We start from the raw sequence: 19,404 nt of genomic DNA on the forward strand, positions 1-19,404 counted from the left end.
GCCCCAAATCTTCGCACGGGCCGAACGAGTGACCCGCCAACCCGGGTGTTCCTCCCCGGTTAGGACCCTCACTGCGCCTAGTCTTCCGGGCATGGCAGCGGTTCAAGGACACCTCTCGAACGGTGCTGACGGCCCTGACGGCGCGGAAGCAGGCGGCGAGGACACCCCTCCCGCCTTCCGGCATGCCGTCGCCGCGCTGTGCGGTGTGCGGATACGGCCCGAGGTGGAGCTCGATCCGACCCCACCCCCGCGTCGGCTCGCACCCTACTCGTACGCGCTGGAGGCGGTGGTCACCGACGCGTCGGACGACGAGGAGCTGGCCGAGGGGCGGCTGATCCTGCTGCACGACCCGGCCGGACACGACGCCTGGCGCGGCACCTTCCGCCTGGTCACCCTGGTCCACGCGGACCTGGAGCCGGAGATCGCGGCGGATCCCCTGCTGCCGGAGGTGTGCTGGTCCTGGCTCACCGGCGCGCTGGAGGCCCGCGGTCTGCCCTACGGGGAGCCCAGCGGCACGGTCACCCGGGCGAGCTCGCACTACTTCGGCGCGATGGGCGAACGGGAGCCGTCGACCCGGATCGAGATCCGCGCCTCGTGGACCCCGGCCGCCCACCCGGCCCCCGAACCGGCCCGCCCCGGCCCACGGCGCCCGGAGCCCGCGGAAGAGGGCGCAGGCGAACCACTGGGCGTGCCGGACACCGCGGGACATCTGGCCGCCTGGTGCGACCTCCTGTGCCAGATCGCGGGCCTGCCCCCGGTGGGGGCGGCGGAGGCGGGGGTCGTGTCACTGCCCCAACGGCGGGGCCCCCAGGCTCGCTGACCTTCCGGATGCTTGGTCTTGCCGACGGGTGCGGCAACCGCCCAAGCCCAAGGCCGCCGCAGCGCACAAGGGGGCTCGGGTCTTCCGGCCCGGGCCACCGCCGCGCGGCAACCGAGTAAGCCGGCGGCAACCGAGTAAGCCGAAGGCACCCCAGCGCATACGGGTGCTTGGGCTTACCGGCGAGTGAGCCGAAGGGGCGCGTCGCTGCCGAAAGGGAGACGCGCGCAGGGAGCGAGGAACGAGCGACCGAGCACGTCGACCGTCGACAGCGACTGAAGCGCCCCGGAGGCGAACCGAGCCTCAAAAAAGTGCAGCCGTGATCGATCAGTCGTCCTAATTGCCCGAATTGTTACTCACCAAATCGTGATCATTCCCTAAAGCCAGGCCGTATCGGTGCCGAAGGACGTGGTGACCCGTCCCACAACTCCCCAGGAGGCCTGGTGTCTGTTCTCCTCGAGCAACCGTCCAGCCTGGTCGCCTACCGCCCGAACAAGCCGACGGCCATGGTCGTCGTCGCCGACCCCCGCGTACGTTCCACCGTCACTCGCCATCTCTGGGCCCTCGGGGTGCGCGACGTCATCGAGGCGTCGTCCATCGCCGAGGCCCGTCCCCGCATCGGCAATCCGCGCGACATCTGCGTCGCCGATGTCCACCTTCCCGACGGCTCCGGCCTCACCCTGCTCTCCGAGACCCGCGCCGCGGGCTGGCCCAATGGGCTGGCCCTGTCCGCCGCCGATGACATCGGCGCCGTAAGGAACGCGCTGGCCGGCGGCGTCAAGGGCTATGTCGTCACCGGCACCCGCACCAACCTCGGCATCCCGGGCCGTCCCGGCACCGCCCCGCTCGGCGCCGCCGCCCGGATGCACCGCCGCCCGCCGGGCGCCCCCGGCCACCCCGGCGGCTACCGAGAGCTGTCGGGCCGCGAGGTCGAGGTGCTGAGGCTGGTTGCGGAGGGCCAGTCCAACAAGGCCATCGGCGTCTCGATGGGCCTGTCCGCCCTGACCGTCAAGAGTCACCTCGCCCGGATCGCCCGCAAGCTGGGCACCGGGGACCGGGCCGGCATGGTCGCGGTCGCACTGCGCACCGGGATCATCCACTGAGCCGTATCTCCCGCCCGGCCGCCGCGCCTCTCCCCACCACCCCCGCGCCCGTCGACGGAACGTTCCGTCGACGGGCGCCCTGCGTACTCGCCGCACACAGCTACCCTTGACAGGTGACCGACGCCCAAGAGACCGCAGCAGAGACGACACTGCGAACCACCGGGGGCGCTCCTCCGGACGACCTCCCCCCGGCGCCGGTCCCCTTGCTGGAGCCGCGCGAGGGCATCCCGCCCGTCACCGCGGACGCGGACGCGCTCGCCGAGGTCATCGCGACCTTCGCCGCGGGGCACGGCCCGGTGGCCGTCGACGCCGAGCGCGCCTCCGGCTACCGCTACGGACAGCGGGCCTATCTGGTCCAGCTGCGCCGGGCCGGAGCGGGGACCGCACTGATCGACCCCGTCGGCTGCCCCGACCTCTCCGGTCTGGGCGCCGCGATCGCCGACGCCGAATGGGTCCTGCACGCGGCGACCCAGGATCTGCCCTGCCTGCGTGACATAGGCATGATCCCCACCCGGATCTTCGACACCGAACTCGCGGGCCGGCTGGCCGGATTCGCCCGGGTGGGACTCGGCGCCATGGTCGAGAACATCCTCGGATACGCCCTGGAGAAGGGGCACTCCGCCGTCGACTGGTCCACCCGCCCACTGCCCGACCCCTGGCTGCACTACGCCGCGCTCGATGTCGAGCTGTTGGTCGACCTCCGCGACGCGCTGGAGGAGGAGCTGGAGCGGCAGAGCAAGCTGGAGTGGGCGCATCAGGAGTTCGCGGCCATCGCCGCGGCCCCGCCCGCCCCGCCGCGCAAGGACCCCTGGCGGCGGACGTCGGGGATGCACAAGGTCCGGCGGCGCCGGCAGATGGCCGTGGTGCGCGAGCTGTGGACGGCCCGGGACCGGATCGCCCAGCGCCGCGATGTCTCGCCGGGCAAGGTGCTGGGCGACGCGGCCATCGTCGAGGCCGCGCTGGCCCTGCCCGCGAACGTGCGGGCGCTGGCCGCGCTGAGCGGTTTCGGCCACCGGATGAACCGGCGCCAGCTGGAGCAGTGGCAGGCCGCGGTGGACCGGGCGCGAGAGCTGCCCGAGGCCGACCTCCCCCAGCCGGGCCAGCCGGTGGCCGGTCCGCCCCCGCCGCGGGCGTGGGCCGACAAGGACCCGGCCGCGGCGGCGCGGCTCTCCGCGGCGCGTGCGGCCGTCACCCAGCTGGCCGAAGGGCTGAATCTGCCGCAGGAGAACCTGATCGCCCCGGACACCGTCCGGCGGCTGTGCTGGGAGCCGCCCGCCGAGCCGACGACGGACGCGGTCGCTTCCGTTCTCGCAGGTCACGGCGCCCGTCCCTGGCAGATCGACCAGGTGACCCCGGTGCTCACGGCCGCCTTGCTGGCGACCCCGGCCTGATGTGACGCGCGTGGACCGGCGGCGGTTGCCGCCGGCCCGCCGCTGTGACCTTCAACCCTCCGGTCGTGAGGACTGGGCAGCTTGGTTACTCATAAGTAGCATGAGGCTGTGAGGCGCGCCCCGGGCGTGCCCGCAGCAGTGCCATCCCGCACCTGGAGGAGAGCCAACGTGCCTCGTACCGCTAGGGACGTCGTCTTCGTCGACGGCGTCCGGACCCCATTCGGCAAGGCGGGCCCGAAGGGCATCTACCATGAGACCCGCGCCGACGACATGGTCGTCAAGTGCATCCGGGAGCTGCTGCGCCGCAACCCGGATCTGCCGCCGGAGCGCATCGACGAGGTGGCCATCGCCGCGACGACGCAGATCGGCGACCAGGGCCTGACCATCGGCCGCACCGCGGGCATCCTGGCCGGGCTGCCCCAGTCGGTCCCCGGCTACGCCATCGACCGGATGTGTGCCGGTGCGATGACGGCCGTGACGACCACTGCGGGATCCATCGCCTTCGGCGCCTATGACGCCGTCATCGCGGGCGGCGTCGAGCACATGGGCCGCCACCCCATGGGCGAGGCGGTCGACCCCAACCCCCGTTTCGTCTCGGAGAAGCTGGTCGACGAGTCGGCCCTGTTCATGGGCATGACGGCGGAGAACCTCCACGACCGGCTGCCGCACATCACCAAGGCGCGCGCCGACGAGTTCGCGGTGCGCAGCCAGGAGAAGGCCGCCAAGGCGTACGCCAACGGCAAGATCCAGCAGGACCTGGTGCCGGTCTCGGTGCGCCGTACCTCCCCCGAGGGCGGCGAGCTGGGCTGGGGCCTGGCGACCGCGGACGAGCCGATGCGCCCGGGCACCACGCTGGAGGGCCTGGCCTCGCTGAAGACCCCGTTCCGCCCGCACGGCCGGATCACGGCCGGTAACTCCGCGGGGCTCAACGACGGCGCCACCGCCTCGCTGGTCGCCTCCGAGGACTTCGCCCGGGAGCTGGGCCTGCCGGTGCGGATGCGCCTGGTCTCCTTCGCCTTCGCGGGCGTCGAGCCCGAGGTGATGGGCTACGGCCCGGTCCCGGCGACCAAGAAGGCGCTCGCCAAGGCCGGTCTGTCGATCGAGGACATCGGCCTGTTCGAGATCAACGAGGCGTTCGCCGTCCAGGTCCTGTCGTTCCTGGACCACTACGGCATCGCGGACGACGATGAGCGCGTCAACCAGTACGGCGGCGCCATCGCCTTCGGCCATCCGCTGGCCTCCTCCGGCGTCCGGCTGATGACGCAGCTGGCGCGGCAGTTCGAGGAGCAGCCGGAGGTCCGCTACGGCATCACCACGATGTGCATCGGCTTCGGCATGGGTGGCACCGTGATCTGGGAGAACCCGCACTTCGAGGGGAACAAGTGACCAACACCGCAGAGCTTCTCAAGGGGGCGGCAGAGCTGTTCCCGGGCGAGGTCGTGACGCAGGCGCACGTCCGCCACCTCGATCTCCCCCTGGGCGCGGGCCGCTTCGCGCTCATCACGCTGGACAACGGCCTGGACCACACCAAGCCCACCACCTTCGGCCCGGCCTCGCTCGCCAACCTCAACACGGCGATCGACCAGGTCGAGAAGGAGGCGGCGGACGGCACGATCACCGGTGTCGGCATCACCGGCAAGCCGTTCATCTTCGCCGTGGGCGCCGACCTCAAGGGCGTGGAGCTGCTGAAGCGCCATGAGGACGCGCTGGCCATCGGCAAGGGCGGCCATGACGTCTTCAAGCGGCTGTCGACGCTCGCCGTGCCCACCTTCGCGTACTACAACGGCGCGGCGATGGGCGGCGGGGTCGAGGTCGGGCTGCACTGCGCCTACCGCACCGTCTCCGCGGCGCTGCCGGCCTTCTCGCTGCCCGAGGTGTTCCTGGGCCTGGTCCCCGGCTGGGGAGGCTGCACCCTGCTGCCGAACCTGATCGGCGCCGACCGCGCGGTCTCGGTCATCATCGAGAACTCGCTCAACCAGAACAAGCAGCTCAAGGGCGAGCAGGTCTATGACCTCGGGATCGCGGACGCGATCTTCGAGGGCGCGGACTTCCTGGAGCAGTCGCTGATCTGGACCGCTTCCGTCCTCAAGGGCGAGATCGAGGTCGTACGGCCCGAGATCGACCGCGGCGACGCCTGGCACGAGGCCGTGGTGCGCGGCCGCGCCATCGCCGACGGCAAGGTGCACGGGGCGGCCCCGGCCGCCTACCGCGCGCTGGAGATCATCGACGCCGCGCGCAACGGCGACCTGGCCCGTGGCTACGAGGCCGAGGAGAAGGCGCTCGCCGACCTGATCATGGGCAGTGAGCTGCGCAGCGGCATCTACGCCTTCAACCTGGTGCAGAAGCGCGGCAAGCGCCCGGCCGGTGCCCCGGACAAGTCGCTGGCGCGCCCGGTCTCCAAGGTGGGCGTCGTGGGCGCGGGTCTGATGGCCTCGCAGCTGGCGCTGCTGTTCGTGCGGCGCCTGGAGGTGCCGGTCGTCCTGACCGACATCGACCAGGAGCGGGTCGACAAGGGCGTGGGCTATGTCCACGGCGAGATCGACAAGCTGCTGCTCAAGGGCCGGATCAACCGGGACAAGGCCAATCGTCTCAAGGCCGCGGTGACCGGTTCGCTGGACAAGGCCGCCGCCTTCGGTGACGCCGACTTCGTCATCGAGGCCGTCTTCGAGGAGATGGGCGTCAAGCAGAAGGTGTTCGCCGAGGTCGAGGCGGTCGTGCCGGAGCACGCCATCCTCGCCACCAACACCTCCTCGCTATCGGTGTCCGAGATGGCGTCCCAGCTCAAGCACCCCGAGCGGGTCGTGGGCTTCCACTTCTTCAACCCGGTCGCGATCCTGCCGCTGCTGGAGATCGTCCGCGGTGAGAAGACCGATGACGCGGCGCTGGCCACCGCCTTCGGCGTGGCCAAGAAGCTGAAGAAGACCGCCGTCCTGGTCAAGGACGCCCCGGCGTTCGTGGTCAACCGGATCCTGACCCGCTTCATGGGCGAGATCCAGAACGTCATCGACGAGGGCACCCCGGTCGACACCGCCGAGCGCGCCATCGAGCCGCTGGGCCTGCCGATGTCTCCGCTGGTGCTGCTGGAACTGGTCGGCCCGGCGATCGGCCTGCATGTCTCCGAGACGCTGCACGGCGCGTTCCCGGACCGCTTCACGGTCTCGGAGAACCTCCGGCGCGTGGTCGAGGCGGGCAAGCGGGGCTTCTACGTCCACGATTCCGGCAAGCCGGAGCTGGACCCGGAGGTCGCCGCGCTGCTCCAGCAGGGCGACACCGTCCTCACCGAGGAGCAGGTGCGCACCCGGGTGCTGGACGCCGTCGCGCAGGAGATCGGCCTGATGCTCGAGGAGGGCATCGTCGCCGAGGCGCAGGACATCGACCTGTGTCTGATCACCGGTGCGGGCTGGCCCTTCCACCTGGGCGGCATCACGCCGTACCTGGACCGCGAGGGCGTCTCGGAGCGGGTGAACGGGAAGGCGTTCCTGGCTCCGGGCGTGGCGAGCGTCCCGGCGTAACGCGACAGTGGTCCGGCCGAGCGCCGGGCGGGCCGAGGAATCGGTCCCGTCCGGCGCTCGCGCCGTATCCGGCCCTTGAGCGGGGCTGGCGGGCCGCTCAGCCGCTTCCCGCGCGGTTCCAGGCCGTCAGGGCCAGCCCGTCCTCGTCGGTCTTCTGACGGGCCACCAGGAGCCGTCCGTCCAGTCCCAGCGCGGCCAGCACCACCCGGCCCCGCCCGTCCAGCGCCAGCGCCGGGGTGTGGGCGCCCTGCTCGCCCGAGGGAGTCCACCACACCCCCGCCGCCTCGTCCTCGCTGGGGTGGGCGGCGACCGCCAGCCGCCCGGCGTCCTGGTGAGCCAGGACGGTGCAGTCGTGACCGTCCACCACGGCGCGCACCGCCGCGACCGGGCCGGTGCCCGTCGACCCGCCAAGCGGCGCGGGGGACGGGGCATCCGGCCGCCAGGCCATGAGCTCGCCGCTGTCGGCGTCGCGCCAGTAGTGGGTGAGGGTGCCGGGGCTGGTCTCCACCACGGCCGCCGAATCCGGCCGGGCGTCGGCGGGGACGTCCTCGCCCCGCTTCGGGGCGGCGCCGGGCTCGGGCTGGTACCAGCGCAGCGCGGCGCCCTTCCCGGCCGGTGCGAGCAGTTCGAGCCGGCCGTCGGCGGTCGCGGCCGCCGAAAGGCCGCCCAGCACATGGGTGCCCTTCCAGTCGGTCCAGCGCTCCCAGGTCCCCTTGGGGTCCTGCCGCCGCGCGCTCACCCCGCCCCCGGCGTTGCGGACGAAGACGCGCAGGGCACCGGAGGAGTCCACCGCCATGGCGGGCGCGCCGGTCCGCTCGGCCTTGCGTGGGTCCTTCGGATGCGGGGTGCCCAGCGAGTGCCACGCCGTCAGCGGGCGGCCGGTCTGGAACTGGGTGGCGTGGACGGTGTCGACGCGCGCCGGCTCGCCGGCGCCGCCCGGGCGGCGCCGAAGCCCCACCAGATGCGCGTAGCCCTCCGCACTCTGAGCGACGGTCAGGCTGACCAGGCCGGGGGCCTCGATCAGCCAGGGGCCCGTCCACTCCGGCCCTCCGGGCCGGTCTTCCGTCCAGCGCGCCACACCGCCCGCCACCAGTGCATAGGCCGTGAGCCTGTCGTCCTTGCCGCGGAGCAACCGCAACGCCATGGCCCGCCGCCAACCTTCCCCGAGTTGTTCCACCTGATCGAACGATGTCCATAGTAATTTGCCTGGACTATGGATGGACTTGTGGTGGTCGATGCCGCCAACGTGATCGGTTCGGTCCCCGACGGCTGGTGGCGTGACCGTCGGGGCGCCGCCGAGCGGCTCCGCGACCGGCTGGCCGTCCTCGCCAGGACCGGGCTCCCCGACCGCCCGGGTGTGCCCGGCTGGGCCACCCGCCCTCCGGTGGACATCGTGATGGTGGTCGAGGGCGCGGCGCGGGGTGTGGAGCCGGTGGAGGGCGTACGGGTGGAGAGCGCGCCGGGCAGCGGCGACGACCAGATCGTGCAGGTGGTGGCGGCCCGTGACGAGGGCCGTCCCTGCCTGGTGGTGACGGCGGACCAGGGGCTGCGGGCGCGGGTCACGGCGCTGGGCGCGCAGACGACGGGTCCCCGCTCGGTCCGCCCTGACGGCTCGTCCTAGGACGGTAGGACCGGTCAGGCGGCTCCGCGTGGGCCCTGTTCCGTACGCGTCCCCACCTCGGTCACCCGGCTGTGGCGGCGCCCGTACAGGAAGTAGACGATGAAGCCGATCGCCATCCACACCGCGAACCGCAGCCAGGTCTCGGCGGGCAGATTGAGCATCAGCCACAGCGACGCGGCCACGGACACGATCGGCAGCACCGGCACCCAGGGCGTACGGAAGGCGCGGGGCAGATCGGGCCGGGTGCCGCGGAGGATCAGCACGCCGAGCGCGACCACGACGAAGGCGAAGAGCGTGCCGATGTTCACCAGGGCCGCCAGCTGGGAGATGCTGGTGAACCCGGCGACGACGGCGATGAGCGTGCCGAGCAGGATCGTCGAGCGGTAGGGCGTGCCGAAGCGCGGATGCACCCGGGAGAAGACCCTGGGCAGCAGCCCGTCCCGGCTCATCGCGAAGAACACCCGGCTCTGGCCGAGCAGCAGGATCATGCACACCGTGGTGAGCCCGACCGCGGCGCCGAAGCTGATGACGCCCGCGTAGAAGGGGTGCCCGGTGGCCTTGAAGGCGTCGGCGAGCGGGGCGTCCACCGTCAGCCGGGTGTACTTCTGCATCCCGGTGACCACGATCGACACGGCCACGTAGAGCACGGTGCAGATGAGGAGCGAGCCGAGGATGCCCCGGGGCATGTCCCGCTGGGGGTTCCTGGTCTCCTCCGCCGCGGTCGCCACCACATCGAAGCCGATGAAGGCGAAGAAGACCACGGCGGCGGCGGTGAAGATGCCCTCGACGCCGAAGGTCGTCGGCTCGTAGCCGAACATCAGCTGGATCAGCGGCGCGGTGAGTCCCGAGCCCGAGATCGTGCCCTTGGCCTCGGGGATGAAGGGACGGTAGTTGGCCGGGTCGATGAAGAAGGAGCCCGCGATGATGACCAGCAGCACCACGGCCACCTTCACCCCGACCACCACGGAGGTGACCCGCGCCGACAGCTTCATCCCGAGGACCAGGATCACGGTGATCATCAGCACCAGCGCGGCGGCGAGCACGTCGAAGGAGAAGCCGTGCGCCGCGTCGGGCCCGGACAGGGCGGCGGGCAGCTCCCAGCCGGCGTTGGCCAGCAGCGAGCGGATGTAGCCGGCCCAGCCGACCGCGACCACGGCGGTGCCGAGCGCGAACTCCAGCACCAGGTCCCAGCCGATGGTCCAGGCGGGCAGCTCGCCAAGCGAGGCGTACGAGAAGGTGTACGCGGACCCGGCCACCGGCACGGTCGAGGCGAACTCGGCGTAGCAGAGCGCGGCCAGGGCACAGACGATGCCCGCGACGACGAAGGCGAGGGCGGTCGCGGGGCCCGCCTGCTCCTTGGCGACGGCCCCGGTGAGGACGAAGATCCCGGTCCCGATGATCACGCCGACGCCGAAGACCGTAAGGTCCAGGGCGGACAGCGACCGGGTCAGGGCGTGCTCGGGCTCCTCGGTGTCCTTGATGGACTGTTCGATCGACTTCGTCCGCAGATACTCCGGCCGGACCTTACGGGCGCCATCGCCACCAGTGCCGCCGCCGGAGCGGCCCTCGGGTTCCCGCTCGCTCACCGATGCCACCTCCACGCCTGCCCGTGCCCCGTGGGCGCCCATGGTTCTGCCAACCGGGCGGGAGGGAGGTGCGCACACCCGAAGCCCCGGCCGATTCACCCGATGGGGGCGGGCCGGGGGACGCACGCTGGGCCGGTCGGAGCAGGAGGCTCCGGCCGGCCCGGGCGGAAAGGGGGCGGCGGCCCGGTGGCTCAGTCGCGCACCGGCTCGGCCGTCGTCGACCGGGTCACATCGGCACTCTGGGAGCCCGTGTGCGCGGACTCGCTCCCGTAGCGGCCGCCGATCCTGGCGACCAGCCCGGTGACCTGCCGGGCGATGTCCGGTGCGGTCAGCCCGATCTCCGCCATGACCTCCTTACGGGAGGCATGGTCGAGGAAGCGCGGCGGGATGCCGAAGTCGCGCACCGGCATGTCGACGCCCGAGTCGCGCAGCGCCTGGGCCACGGCGGAGCCCACACCGCCGACCCGGCTGTTGTCCTCGACGGTGACGACGACGCGGTGGCGCTCGGCGAGGGCGGGCAGCTCCTCGTCGACCGGCTTGACCCAGCGGGGGTCGACCACCGTAGCGGAAATGCCCTGTTTGTCGAGAAGGTCGGCGACCTCCAGGCACATCGGGGCCAGCGCGCCCACCGAGACCAGCAGCACATCGGGCCGCTCACGGTCGGCCGCCGCGGGCTCCCGCAGCACGTCCATGCCGCCGATCCTGCCGACGGCCGCGACCGCCGGGCCCACCGCGCCCTTGGAGTAGCGCACCACGGTCGGCGCGTCCTCCACCTCCACGGCCTCGCGCAGCTGGGCGCGGACCTGGTCGGCGTCGCGCGGGGCGGCGATCCGCAGGCCCGGGACGACCTGCAGGAGCGACATGTCCCACATGCCGTTGTGCGAGGCCCCGTCGGTGCCGGTGATACCGGCGCGGTCCAGCACGAAGGTCACGCCGCACTTGTGCAGGGCCACATCCATCAGGACCTGGTCGAAGGCGCGGTTGAGGAAGGTGGCGTAGACGGCGAAGACCGGGTGGAGCCCGCCGGTGGCGAGCCCGGCCGCCGAGACGGCCGCGTGCTGCTCGGCGATGCCCACGTCGTAGACCCGCTCCGGGAAGCGCTTGGCGAACTCGGTGAGCCCCACCGGGTGCAGCATGGCCGCCGTGATGGCGACGATGTCCTCGCGCTCCTCGCCGAGCTTGACCATCTCCTCGCCGAAGACCGAGGTCCAGTCGGCGCCGGAGGCCGAGATCGGCAGCCCGGTGTCCGGGTGGATCTTGCCGACGGCGTGGAAGCGGTCCGCCTCGTCCTGCAGGGCGGGCTGGTAGCCGCGGCCCTTCTCGGTGAGGCAGTGCACGATGACCGGGCCGCCGAAACGCTTCGCCCGCTGCAGCGCCGACTCCAGCGCCTCGATGTCATGGCCGTTGATCGGGCCGACGTACTTCAGCCCCAGGTCCTCGAACATGCCCTGCGGGGTGATGAAGTCCTTCAGCCCCTTCTTGGCCCCGTGCAGCGTCTCGTACAGCGGCCTGCCGACCACCGGGGTGCGCTCCAGCAGGTCCTTGCCGCGGGCCAGGAAGCGCTCGTAGCCGTCGGTGGTGCGGAGGGTGGCCAGGTGGTTGGCCAGGCCGCCGATGGTCGGGCCGTAGGAGCGCTCGTTGTCGTTGACGACGATGACCAGCGGGCGGTTCTTGGCCGCGGCGATGTTGTTGAGCGCCTCCCAGGCCATACCGCCGGTCAGCGCGCCGTCGCCGATCACCGCGACCACGTGGTCCTGCTTGCCGAGCAGCTCATTGGCCTTGGCGAGGCCCTCGGCCCAGCCGAGGACGGTCGAGGCGTGGCTGTTCTCGATGACGTCGTGCTCGGACTCGGCCCGCGAGGGATAACCGGACAAACCACCCTTGCTCTTGAGCTTGGAGAAGTCCTGGCGGCCGGTGAGCAGCTTGTGGACGTAGGACTGGTGCCCGGTGTCCAGCAGCACCTTGTCCCGGGGCGACTCGAAGACCCGGTGCAGGGCGATGGTCAGCTCCACCACGCCGAGATTGGGGCCGAGATGGCCACCGGTCTTGGAGACGGCGTCGACGAGGAAGGAGCGGATCTCCGCGGCCAGCTGGTCCAGCTCCTCCGGAGTGAGCCGGTCCAGATCGCGCGGTCCCGTGATGCGGGTCAGCAGCACCCGTGCCTCCTTGCTTCGAGCGTCTCCATGGAGCTTGCCGTCCGCCCGAGTCTAATGTTCCGCCCTCCGGCGCAGACCTCCCCCCATGCGATGTCCGTCACGCGTGTTCTTTTCAGACAGCTGCCCGGCGCCTCCTTGGAGGCACCGGGCAGCCGGGTGAGACGTCCGGGTCAGCCGCGACCCGCGGACCGTTGTGTCCTGCGCGACACCGAGTCGATGACGACGGCGGCCAGCAGCACCCCACCGGTGATCATGTACTGGACGGAGTTCGCGACGCCCAGCAGGTTCATCCCCGACGAGATCGAGCCGATGACCAGCATGCCGAGCAGCGCCGACCAGACCGAACCACGACCGCCGAAGAGGCTGGTGCCGCCGATGACCGCGGCCGCGATGGCCTCCATCAGCAGGTTGCCGGTGCCGGCCTGCTGACTGGCGGAGCCGATCCGGGAGGCGATCATGATGCCGCCGCACGCGGCCATCAGCCCGGCCAGCGAGTAGACCGAGATCCGTATCGCGACGACGTTGATGCCCGCGCGGCGGGCCGCCTCGACGCTGCCGCCCAGGGCGATCACCTTGCGCCCGTAAGCGGTGCGGCGGACCACGAAGTCGAGGAGCACGAGGACCGCCACGAAGATCACCAAGGCGAGGGGCAGGCCCTTGTACTCGTTGAGCCGCCAGGCCGCGGCGAAGGTGATCACCGCGAGCACGCCGGTGCGGACGAGGATCTCGCTCAGCGGCCGCGAGGGCACGCCGACCGCCTTACGGCGCCTGCTGTCCAGGAACTGGGCGAGGAAGAAGCCCGCCGTCGCCACCGTGGCCGCCCCGTACGCGACGATGAGCTGGCTGAAGTAGTGGGCGGTGAGCGTGCGCACGAAGCTGTCGTCGGCGATGCTGATGGTGCCGGTGGTGCCGAGCACCTGGAGCATCAGACCGTTCCAGGCCAGCAGACCGGCCAGGGTCACCACGAAGGCCGGGACGCCTATCTTGGCGAAGAAGAAGCCGTGCAGCGCGCCGAGAACCGCGCCGCTGGCGAGCGCGGCGATCACCGCGATCCCCTCGGGCACGCCCTCGTTGACGTTGAGCACCGCCAAAGTGGCCGCGGCCAGACCGCTGAGCGAGCCGACGGACAGGTCGATCTCACCGAGCAGCAGCACGAAGACGATCCCGACCGAGATCATGCCGGTGCCACCGAGCAGGATGGAGAGGTCGGAGAGGTTCTTGGGCGAGAGGAAGGCGCTGTCCTTCCACTGGAAGACCGCCCAGATGATGGCGATGCCGACGATGACCGGGACCGCGCCCAGATCGCCGCTGCGCATCTTCCGGCCGAACTCCGTCAGGTAGCCCTTGAACCCCTCCTGACGGACCAGCAGCCGGGGGTCGACGACGGTGACCGCGTCCTTGGCGACGGGGTTGACGTCGGCCGGGCCGCTCGCCTTGTTGCCGCCGTTCGACGCGCCGCCGTTGGTCTTGTCGACGTTCGTGGTCACTTCGCGACCTCCCCGCTACGCGCCTTGCGGCGGGTCACGGCGTTGTCCGTGGCGCCGGTGATGGCGGAAATGATCTCTTCCTGAGAGGTGGTCTTCACATCGAAGATGCCGTTGTTACGGCCCAGCCGCAGCACCGCGACGCGGTCCGCGACGGCCTTGACGTCGGCCATGTTGTGGCTGATGAGGATGACGGCGAGACCGCGGTCGCGCAGCCGCTCCACCAGGTCGAGGACCTGCGCGGTCTGCTCGACGCCGAGGGCGGCGGTCGGCTCGTCCAGGATCACCAGCTTGGGCTCGCCGAGCATCGAACGGGCGATGGCGACGGTCTGCCGCTGGCCACCCGAGAGCGAGGCGATCGGGATCCGCACGCTGGGAATGCGGATCGACAGGGTCTGCAGCAACTCACGGGAGCGCCGCTCCATTTCGACCTCGTCGAGCACCCCGGCGCGCAGGATCTCGCGGCCGAGGAAGAGGTTGCCGACGACGTCGATGTTGTCGCAGAGGGCGAGGTCCTGGTACACGGTCGCGATGCCCAGCTCCTGGGCGTCATGCGGTCGGGTGACCTGGACGGACGTGCCCTGCCACTCGATGACGCCTTCGTCGGCGGGGCCGACTCCGGCGATGGTCTTGACGAGGGTCGACTTGCCGGCGCCGTTGTCGCCCACCAGGGCGACGACTTCACCGGCGTGGACCTCCAGATGGATGTCGGTGAGCGCCTGGACGGCGCCGAACCGCTTGGAGATCCCGCGCAACGCCAACACGGGTCCGTTCGGCACGATGGCCATCTCCGTTCCGGGCAGGGAGTCCCTGCTGTGTGACGGAGGGGAGAGCGCGCTCTCCCCTCGGTTGGGGGGGTGTCAGGGGGCGGGCGGGCCGTCCGCGGGGGTACGGACGGCCCCGCGCCGCTACTTCAGACCGGCCTCGTCGCACGCCGCCTTGTACTTGGCGGTGCAGATCTGGTCGATCGAGTAGTTCCCGTCCTTGACGACGGTGTCCTTGATGTTCTTCTTGGTCAGCGAGATCGGAGTGATCAGCGTCGCCGGGATGTCCTTGTTGGTCGGGCTGTCGACCGTGTTGGACTCGTTGACCTTCTCGCCGCGGCCGAGCGCGATGGCCATCTCCGCGGCGGCGGCGGCCTCGTCCAGGTAGGACTTGTAGACGCTCATGTACTGCTCGCCGGTCACGACCCGGCGCACACCCTCGAGTTCGGCGTCCTGCCCGGTGACCGGGGGCAGCGGGTTGAAGCCGCCGCTCTTGAGCGCGGTGATCGCGCCGCCCGCCATGCTGTCGTTGGCCGAGTAGACGCCGACGATGTTCTTCTTGCCGAGGGAGGAGATGGCGCCCGTCATGGCCTCATTGGCTTTGTCCGCGAGCCAGCGGTCGATGTCGTACGACTTGCCGACGTCCACCTTGCCCTTGAGGACGGACATCGCGCCCTTCTTGAACATGGCGGCGTTGGGGTCGGCCTCCCAGCCGTTGAGCATGACGATCTTGCCGCTCTTGGCCTTGTCGCCCAGCGCCTCGAGCAGCGCCTTGCCCTGGACCTTGCCGACCGTCTCGTTGTCGAACGAGGTGTACGCGGAGACCGGGCCCTCGGCCAGCCGGTCGTAGGCGACGACCGGGATACCGGCCTCGTCGGACCTCTTGACCGAGGAGGCTATGGACTTGGAGTCCACCGAGTCGAGGATGATCGCGTCGACCTTCTTGGTGATCATCGAGTCGACCTGCTGCTGCTGGACCGAGGGATCCGACTTGGCGTTGACGTAGAGGATCTTGCAGTCCGCGCAGAGCGCCTTGAGCTTCTTGGTGATGTATGGCCGGTCGAAGTTCTCGTATCTGGCCGTCTGGTCCTCGGGCAGCAAGAGCCCGATCGTGAGCGGACCAGTCTTCTTCTTCTCGTCCTTCTTGTCGCTGTCGGCCTCCTTCGCCGAACCACAAGCGGCGAGGGCTACGGTCATCGACACGACAGAGGCAGCGAGAGCGACGCGACGCATCGTTGCGTTCATTTGGGGGTGACCTCCCTGACGAGGCCGCGTCATTGCGGCCGAGGTGGCTGGAAGTCAACTCGGCCGCCCGCATGGCGTCAAGAAGTAAATCCTTAACGAGATGGCAACGGTGCCATTCGTTATCTGAGTGAACGCAGCCGGACAGGCCGGATAGACGGAGCGTGACCGGACAAAGCCGCTCAGGCAAGACCGCGGCCAACGGCCGCGGTCCGGCGGTCAGGTGAGGGCCGGAGCCCCCGCCGAGAGCGCACCGTCCAGCAGCGTCGAATCTCCCATCTCGCTGAGCACCAGCGCCAGCGCGCCCAGCACCTCGGCCCGGCCGCCGAGTGCCCCGGGCATCACCGACAGCTGATGGGCCGCGCTGGGGATCGCGTACCGCGCGACCGACTCCCGGATCGGGCCCAGCACCAGCTCCCCCGCCTCGGCGAGCTGTCCGCCCAGCACCATCCGGCTCGGATTGATCAGATTGCAGAGGTTGGCCACCCCGCTGCCGATGTGCCGGCCGACATCCCCGATCACCCGCCGGCAGCCGGGGTCCCCCTCGCGAGCCAGCTGCACCATGCGCTCCACGGTGAGGTCCGCGCCATGGCTGGATTGCAGCAGCGGCAGCACATAGCGGGCCGCGGTGAAGGTCTCCAGACAGCCGCGATTGCCGCAGCGGCACACCGGGCCCGACTCGTCGAGGGTGATATGGCCGATCTCGCCCGCCGTACCGCCGGGGCCGCGGTAGATCTTCCCGCTGATCACCAGCCCCGCGCCGACACCGTCGGCGACCTTGATGTACGCGAGGTCGGCGACCCCGCGGCCGGAGCCCCAGACCAGCTCGCCGAGCGCCCCGAGGTTGGCGTCGTTGTCCACATGCACCGGCACCCCGAGCCGCTGGGCCAGGTCATCGCGCGGATTGGTGCCCGCCCAGCCCGGCAGGATCGCGGTCGAGCCCAGCGTGCCGGTCTCCACATCGATCGGGGCGGGCACCCCGAGACCCACGCCGACCACCTTGTCCTGGCTGAGCCCGCTGGCCGTGATCAGCCTGCTGACCAGGTGCTCCGCCCGGTCCAGCCCCTGTGAGGAGGAGGCGTCGACATCCAGCGGCTCGGCCTCCTCGGCCAGCACCTGATGGGCGAGATTGCCGATGGCGACGCGCAGATGCGTATGGCCGAAATCCACCCCTACGACGATGCCCGCGTCGCCGCTGAGCGAGACGCTGCGCGCCCGGCGGCCGCCCGCCGAGGTGGGGGTGACCTCGACCGTTCCGCCGTCCTTGAGCTCACGCACGATGTTGGAGACGGTGGCGGCGGACAGCCCGGTGGACCGGGCGATCTCCGCCTGGGTCAGCGAGCCCGCCATCCGCACCGCACGGACCACCCGCTCGAGATTGGCCCGGTGCAGCGACGACTGCGATCCCGGAGTCTCCACGCCCATCCACTCCCGCCTTCGCGGGCGGCACGACGGCCGCTCCGCCGGCCGGGCCGCAGCAGTGAGGCCCAGCGGTGTCTCCAACATGTGAACTCTAAGCTGAGCCGCCACGGTTGTCCCACGTCAAGTCCCTGACCGTCGCGGGACGCCCGGCGGCACCTTCTGATATCTCCGGTCCACCTCCTGATATCTCCCGCCCGCCTCCGGATACCTCCCGCCCGTCTCCCGGCGGGTCCGCGGCATCGCGGCGATATCCCCGCCAGCGTACGACCGGCGCGGCGAAACGGAATCCCCGGGGCGGCCCACAGCACACGGCCCCGTCCTTTCCGCGCGACGGAAAGGACGGGGCCGTGAAAAGCGCTCTCCGGCTGCCCCTACTTGAGCGCGCCCGCGGTCAGGCCCGCCTGGACCTGCCGCTGGAAGAGGATGTAGACGCCCAGCACCGGAAGCATCGCCAGCACCAGACCGGCGAAAAGCGCGGACCAGTCGCCCTTGTACTGCTGGCTGGCCGCGAGCTGCACCAGACCCTGGGTGAGCACCCGCTTGTCCTCATCGGTGTTGAGCACCGTGGGCAGCATGTACTGGTTCCACTGGCCGAGGAAGTTGAAGATCCCGACGCTGATCAGGCCGGGCTTCGCCATCGGCAGCATGACCTGGAAGAACGTACGGGTATGGGACGCCCCGTCGATCAGGGCCGCCTCCGCGACCGAGGACGGCAGCGTCTTGAAGAACGAGGTGAGGAAGAAGACCGTGAACGGCAGCGAATAGGCGATATAGACCAGAATGAGCCCATGGAAGGTGTTGAGCAGGCTCATGTTCTTCATCACGAAGAACAGCGGCACCAGCGCCAGGATGATGGGAAAACTCATCCCGCCGACGAACATGAAATAGATGAATCGCTTTCCCGGGAATTCAAAGCGAGCCAGGATGTACGCCGCCATCGAGCCCAGCAGCATCGTGCCGATCAGGGAGCAGCCCACGACCAGGATCGTATTGAGGAAGAAGTCGCCGATGTTCGACTTGCTCCAGGCCCGGGTCCAGTTGTCGAAGTGCAGTGCGGAGGGCAGTCCCCAGGGCGAGGTGAAGATCTGCTTGTCGGTCTTGAGGGAGCTCATCACCGCCCACAGCAGCGGCAGGGTGACGAGCAGCCCCCAGACCACCAGGATGCCGTGCGAGAAGACGTTGAGGACCTTGCCCTCGCTGCCGATCCGGCCCTCGGGGGTGAAGCCCGGCGGCGGCTGCTTGCGGACGGGCCCGGCGGGCGGCGCCTCGTCCTCCTTGGTGACGCCCGGGAGTTCCGAGGGCTCTGCGTGCGAGGTCACTGTGGTACCCCCAGATCGGCGGTCGGGCGGCGGTGGCCGGGTGCGGTCGGTGTGATCGGCATCAGTACTCCAGCCGCTCGCGCCGGCCGAGCCTGGTCACGATGACCGCGAAGATCAGGGTGACGATGAGCATCGCGACGCCGATCGTGGTGGCCCGTCCGGCCTGCCCGTCGTGGAAGGTCTTGGTGTAGACGTAGTAGCCCATGACCTGCGTGGAGTCGGCGGGGCCGCCCGGCCCCACGGTCATGATCTGCACCACGGCGAACGCGTCGAGCGCGATGATGCCCATATAGATCCAGCCGGTCTGGACCGTGTCCCACAGCAGCGGCAGGGTGATCTTGAAGAAGGTCTTGATCCGGTTGGCCCCGTCGAGCAGCGCCGCCTCGTAGAAGTCCTTCGGGATGGAGCTCATCCCGGCGGAGAAGAGGACGACGTAGAAGCCGACGTTGCTCCAGACCATCACCGCCATCAGGCACCACAGCGCCAGCTTCGGATCGGCCAGCCACTGCTGCTGGAACGACTCCAGACCGATTCCGCCGAGGAAGGCGTTGATCGCGCCGTTGCGCGGGTTGTAGGTGAACTGGAACAGCAGGGCGACGATCGCGATCGACAGCACCTGCGGAAAGAAATAGATCACCTTGTACAGGCTCGACCCGCGCACCCCGGAGATCGCCGAGTTCTTCCTCCCCCGGCCGCCCACGTTGAGCATGAAGGCGAAGAAGAGCCCGAGGCCGAGCGTCACCAGCGGCACCACCAGCAGCAGCACGACATTGTGCCCGACCGCTTTCCAGAAGAGGTCGTCGTGCAGCAGCCAGTTGTAGTTCTTGAACCCGACCATCTTGAAGTCGGAGCTCAGCCCGGTCCAGTCCGTGAAGGAGTAGTAGATGGCCTGGACGAATGGCGAGATCACGAAGACCGCGTAAAGGATCACCGGCAGGGCCAGGAACCCCGCGATGAACCGGTACTTCCCATGCTGCATTTCTACCG

At 70.3% G+C, this 19,404-nt stretch carries 15 protein-coding genes; 6 read left to right on the forward strand and 9 right to left on the reverse strand.

From position 1 onward, the window contains the following. Positions 1–91: 91 nt before the first annotated feature. The 5 genes from ACFYOY_RS26105 to ACFYOY_RS26125 all read left to right on the forward strand — a co-directional run bounded on the left by ACFYOY_RS26105 (position 92) and on the right by ACFYOY_RS26125 (position 6,823). Positions 92–820, forward strand: a complete 729-nt coding sequence (locus tag ACFYOY_RS26105; protein WP_351879069.1) for a DUF3000 domain-containing protein — start codon at positions 92–94, stop codon at positions 818–820. Positions 821–1,260: 440 nt separating this feature from the next. Continuing rightward, positions 1,261–1,920, forward strand: coding sequence for a response regulator transcription factor (locus ACFYOY_RS26110; protein WP_014055528.1), 660 nt, complete (start codon positions 1,261–1,263; stop codon positions 1,918–1,920). Between the two features lie 113 nt (positions 1,921–2,033). Continuing rightward, the gene (locus ACFYOY_RS26115) at positions 2,034–3,311 is read left to right on the forward strand and encodes a ribonuclease D (protein WP_351879072.1); all 1,278 of its coding nucleotides are present in this window, start codon (positions 2,034–2,036) and stop codon (positions 3,309–3,311) included. 168 nt (positions 3,312–3,479) lie between these two features. Next, a complete protein-coding gene (locus ACFYOY_RS26120) occupies positions 3,480–4,697 on the forward strand; it encodes an acetyl-CoA C-acyltransferase (RefSeq protein WP_093465335.1) in 1,218 nt (405 codons plus the stop codon). After that, on the forward strand, positions 4,694–6,823 hold the full coding sequence (locus ACFYOY_RS26125; RefSeq protein ID WP_388589943.1) for a 3-hydroxyacyl-CoA dehydrogenase NAD-binding domain-containing protein: 2,130 nt from the start codon (positions 4,694–4,696) through the stop codon (positions 6,821–6,823). The genes ACFYOY_RS26120 and ACFYOY_RS26125 overlap by 4 nt, the downstream gene beginning before the upstream one ends. A 97-nt stretch (positions 6,824–6,920) precedes the next feature. On the opposite strand, the gene ACFYOY_RS26130 is transcribed toward ACFYOY_RS26125, so the two are convergent. Continuing rightward, positions 6,921–7,967, reverse strand: coding sequence for a hypothetical protein (locus ACFYOY_RS26130; protein WP_351879078.1), 1,047 nt, complete (start codon positions 7,965–7,967; stop codon positions 6,921–6,923). A 69-nt stretch (positions 7,968–8,036) separates the two neighbouring features. On the opposite strand from ACFYOY_RS26130, the gene ACFYOY_RS26135 reads away from it, so the two are divergent. Next, positions 8,037–8,444, forward strand: a complete 408-nt coding sequence (locus tag ACFYOY_RS26135) for an NTP pyrophosphohydrolase (RefSeq protein WP_351879080.1) — start codon at positions 8,037–8,039, stop codon at positions 8,442–8,444. Between the two features lie 14 nt (positions 8,445–8,458). Here the strand turns inward: ACFYOY_RS26135 and ACFYOY_RS26140 are convergent, their stop codons facing one another. From ACFYOY_RS26140 to ACFYOY_RS26175, 8 genes are all read right to left on the reverse strand, one after another. Further along, positions 8,459–9,952 (reverse strand): amino acid permease, encoded by a 1,494-nt coding sequence (locus ACFYOY_RS26140; protein WP_351879580.1) that lies wholly within the window; start codon positions 9,950–9,952, stop codon positions 8,459–8,461. 269 nt (positions 9,953–10,221) lie between these two features. Then, entirely contained in the window at positions 10,222–12,186 is a 1,965-nt protein-coding gene (gene dxs / locus ACFYOY_RS26145) for a 1-deoxy-D-xylulose-5-phosphate synthase (RefSeq protein ID WP_351879083.1), read from the reverse strand. A 170-nt stretch (positions 12,187–12,356) separates the two neighbouring features. Beyond that, on the reverse strand, positions 12,357–13,673 hold the full coding sequence (locus ACFYOY_RS26150; RefSeq protein ID WP_351879086.1) for a sugar ABC transporter permease: 1,317 nt from the start codon (positions 13,671–13,673) through the stop codon (positions 12,357–12,359). After that, the gene (locus tag ACFYOY_RS26155) at positions 13,670–14,458 is read right to left on the reverse strand and encodes an ATP-binding cassette domain-containing protein (protein WP_351879088.1); all 789 of its coding nucleotides are present in this window, start codon (positions 14,456–14,458) and stop codon (positions 13,670–13,672) included. Before ACFYOY_RS26155 ends, ACFYOY_RS26150 begins: the two co-directional genes overlap by 4 nt. A gap of 120 nt (positions 14,459–14,578) precedes the next feature. Further along, entirely contained in the window at positions 14,579–15,679 is a 1,101-nt protein-coding gene (locus ACFYOY_RS26160; RefSeq protein WP_351879091.1) for a substrate-binding domain-containing protein, read from the reverse strand. 216 nt (positions 15,680–15,895) lie between these two features. Next, a complete protein-coding gene (locus tag ACFYOY_RS26165) occupies positions 15,896–17,095 on the reverse strand; it encodes an ROK family transcriptional regulator (protein ID WP_351879583.1) in 1,200 nt (399 codons plus the stop codon). Positions 17,096–17,469: 374 nt separating this feature from the next. Further along, positions 17,470–18,417, reverse strand: a complete 948-nt coding sequence (locus tag ACFYOY_RS26170; protein ID WP_388589949.1) for a carbohydrate ABC transporter permease — start codon at positions 18,415–18,417, stop codon at positions 17,470–17,472. Between the two features lie 61 nt (positions 18,418–18,478). Then, positions 18,479–19,396 (reverse strand): carbohydrate ABC transporter permease, encoded by a 918-nt coding sequence (locus ACFYOY_RS26175; RefSeq protein ID WP_078644377.1) that lies wholly within the window; start codon positions 19,394–19,396, stop codon positions 18,479–18,481. Positions 19,397–19,404 lie beyond the last annotated feature (8 nt).

The sequence above is a fragment of the Streptomyces sp. NPDC007875 genome, assembly GCF_042868035.1.
GTDB lineage: Bacteria > Actinomycetota > Actinomycetes > Streptomycetales > Streptomycetaceae > Streptomyces > Streptomyces antimycoticus.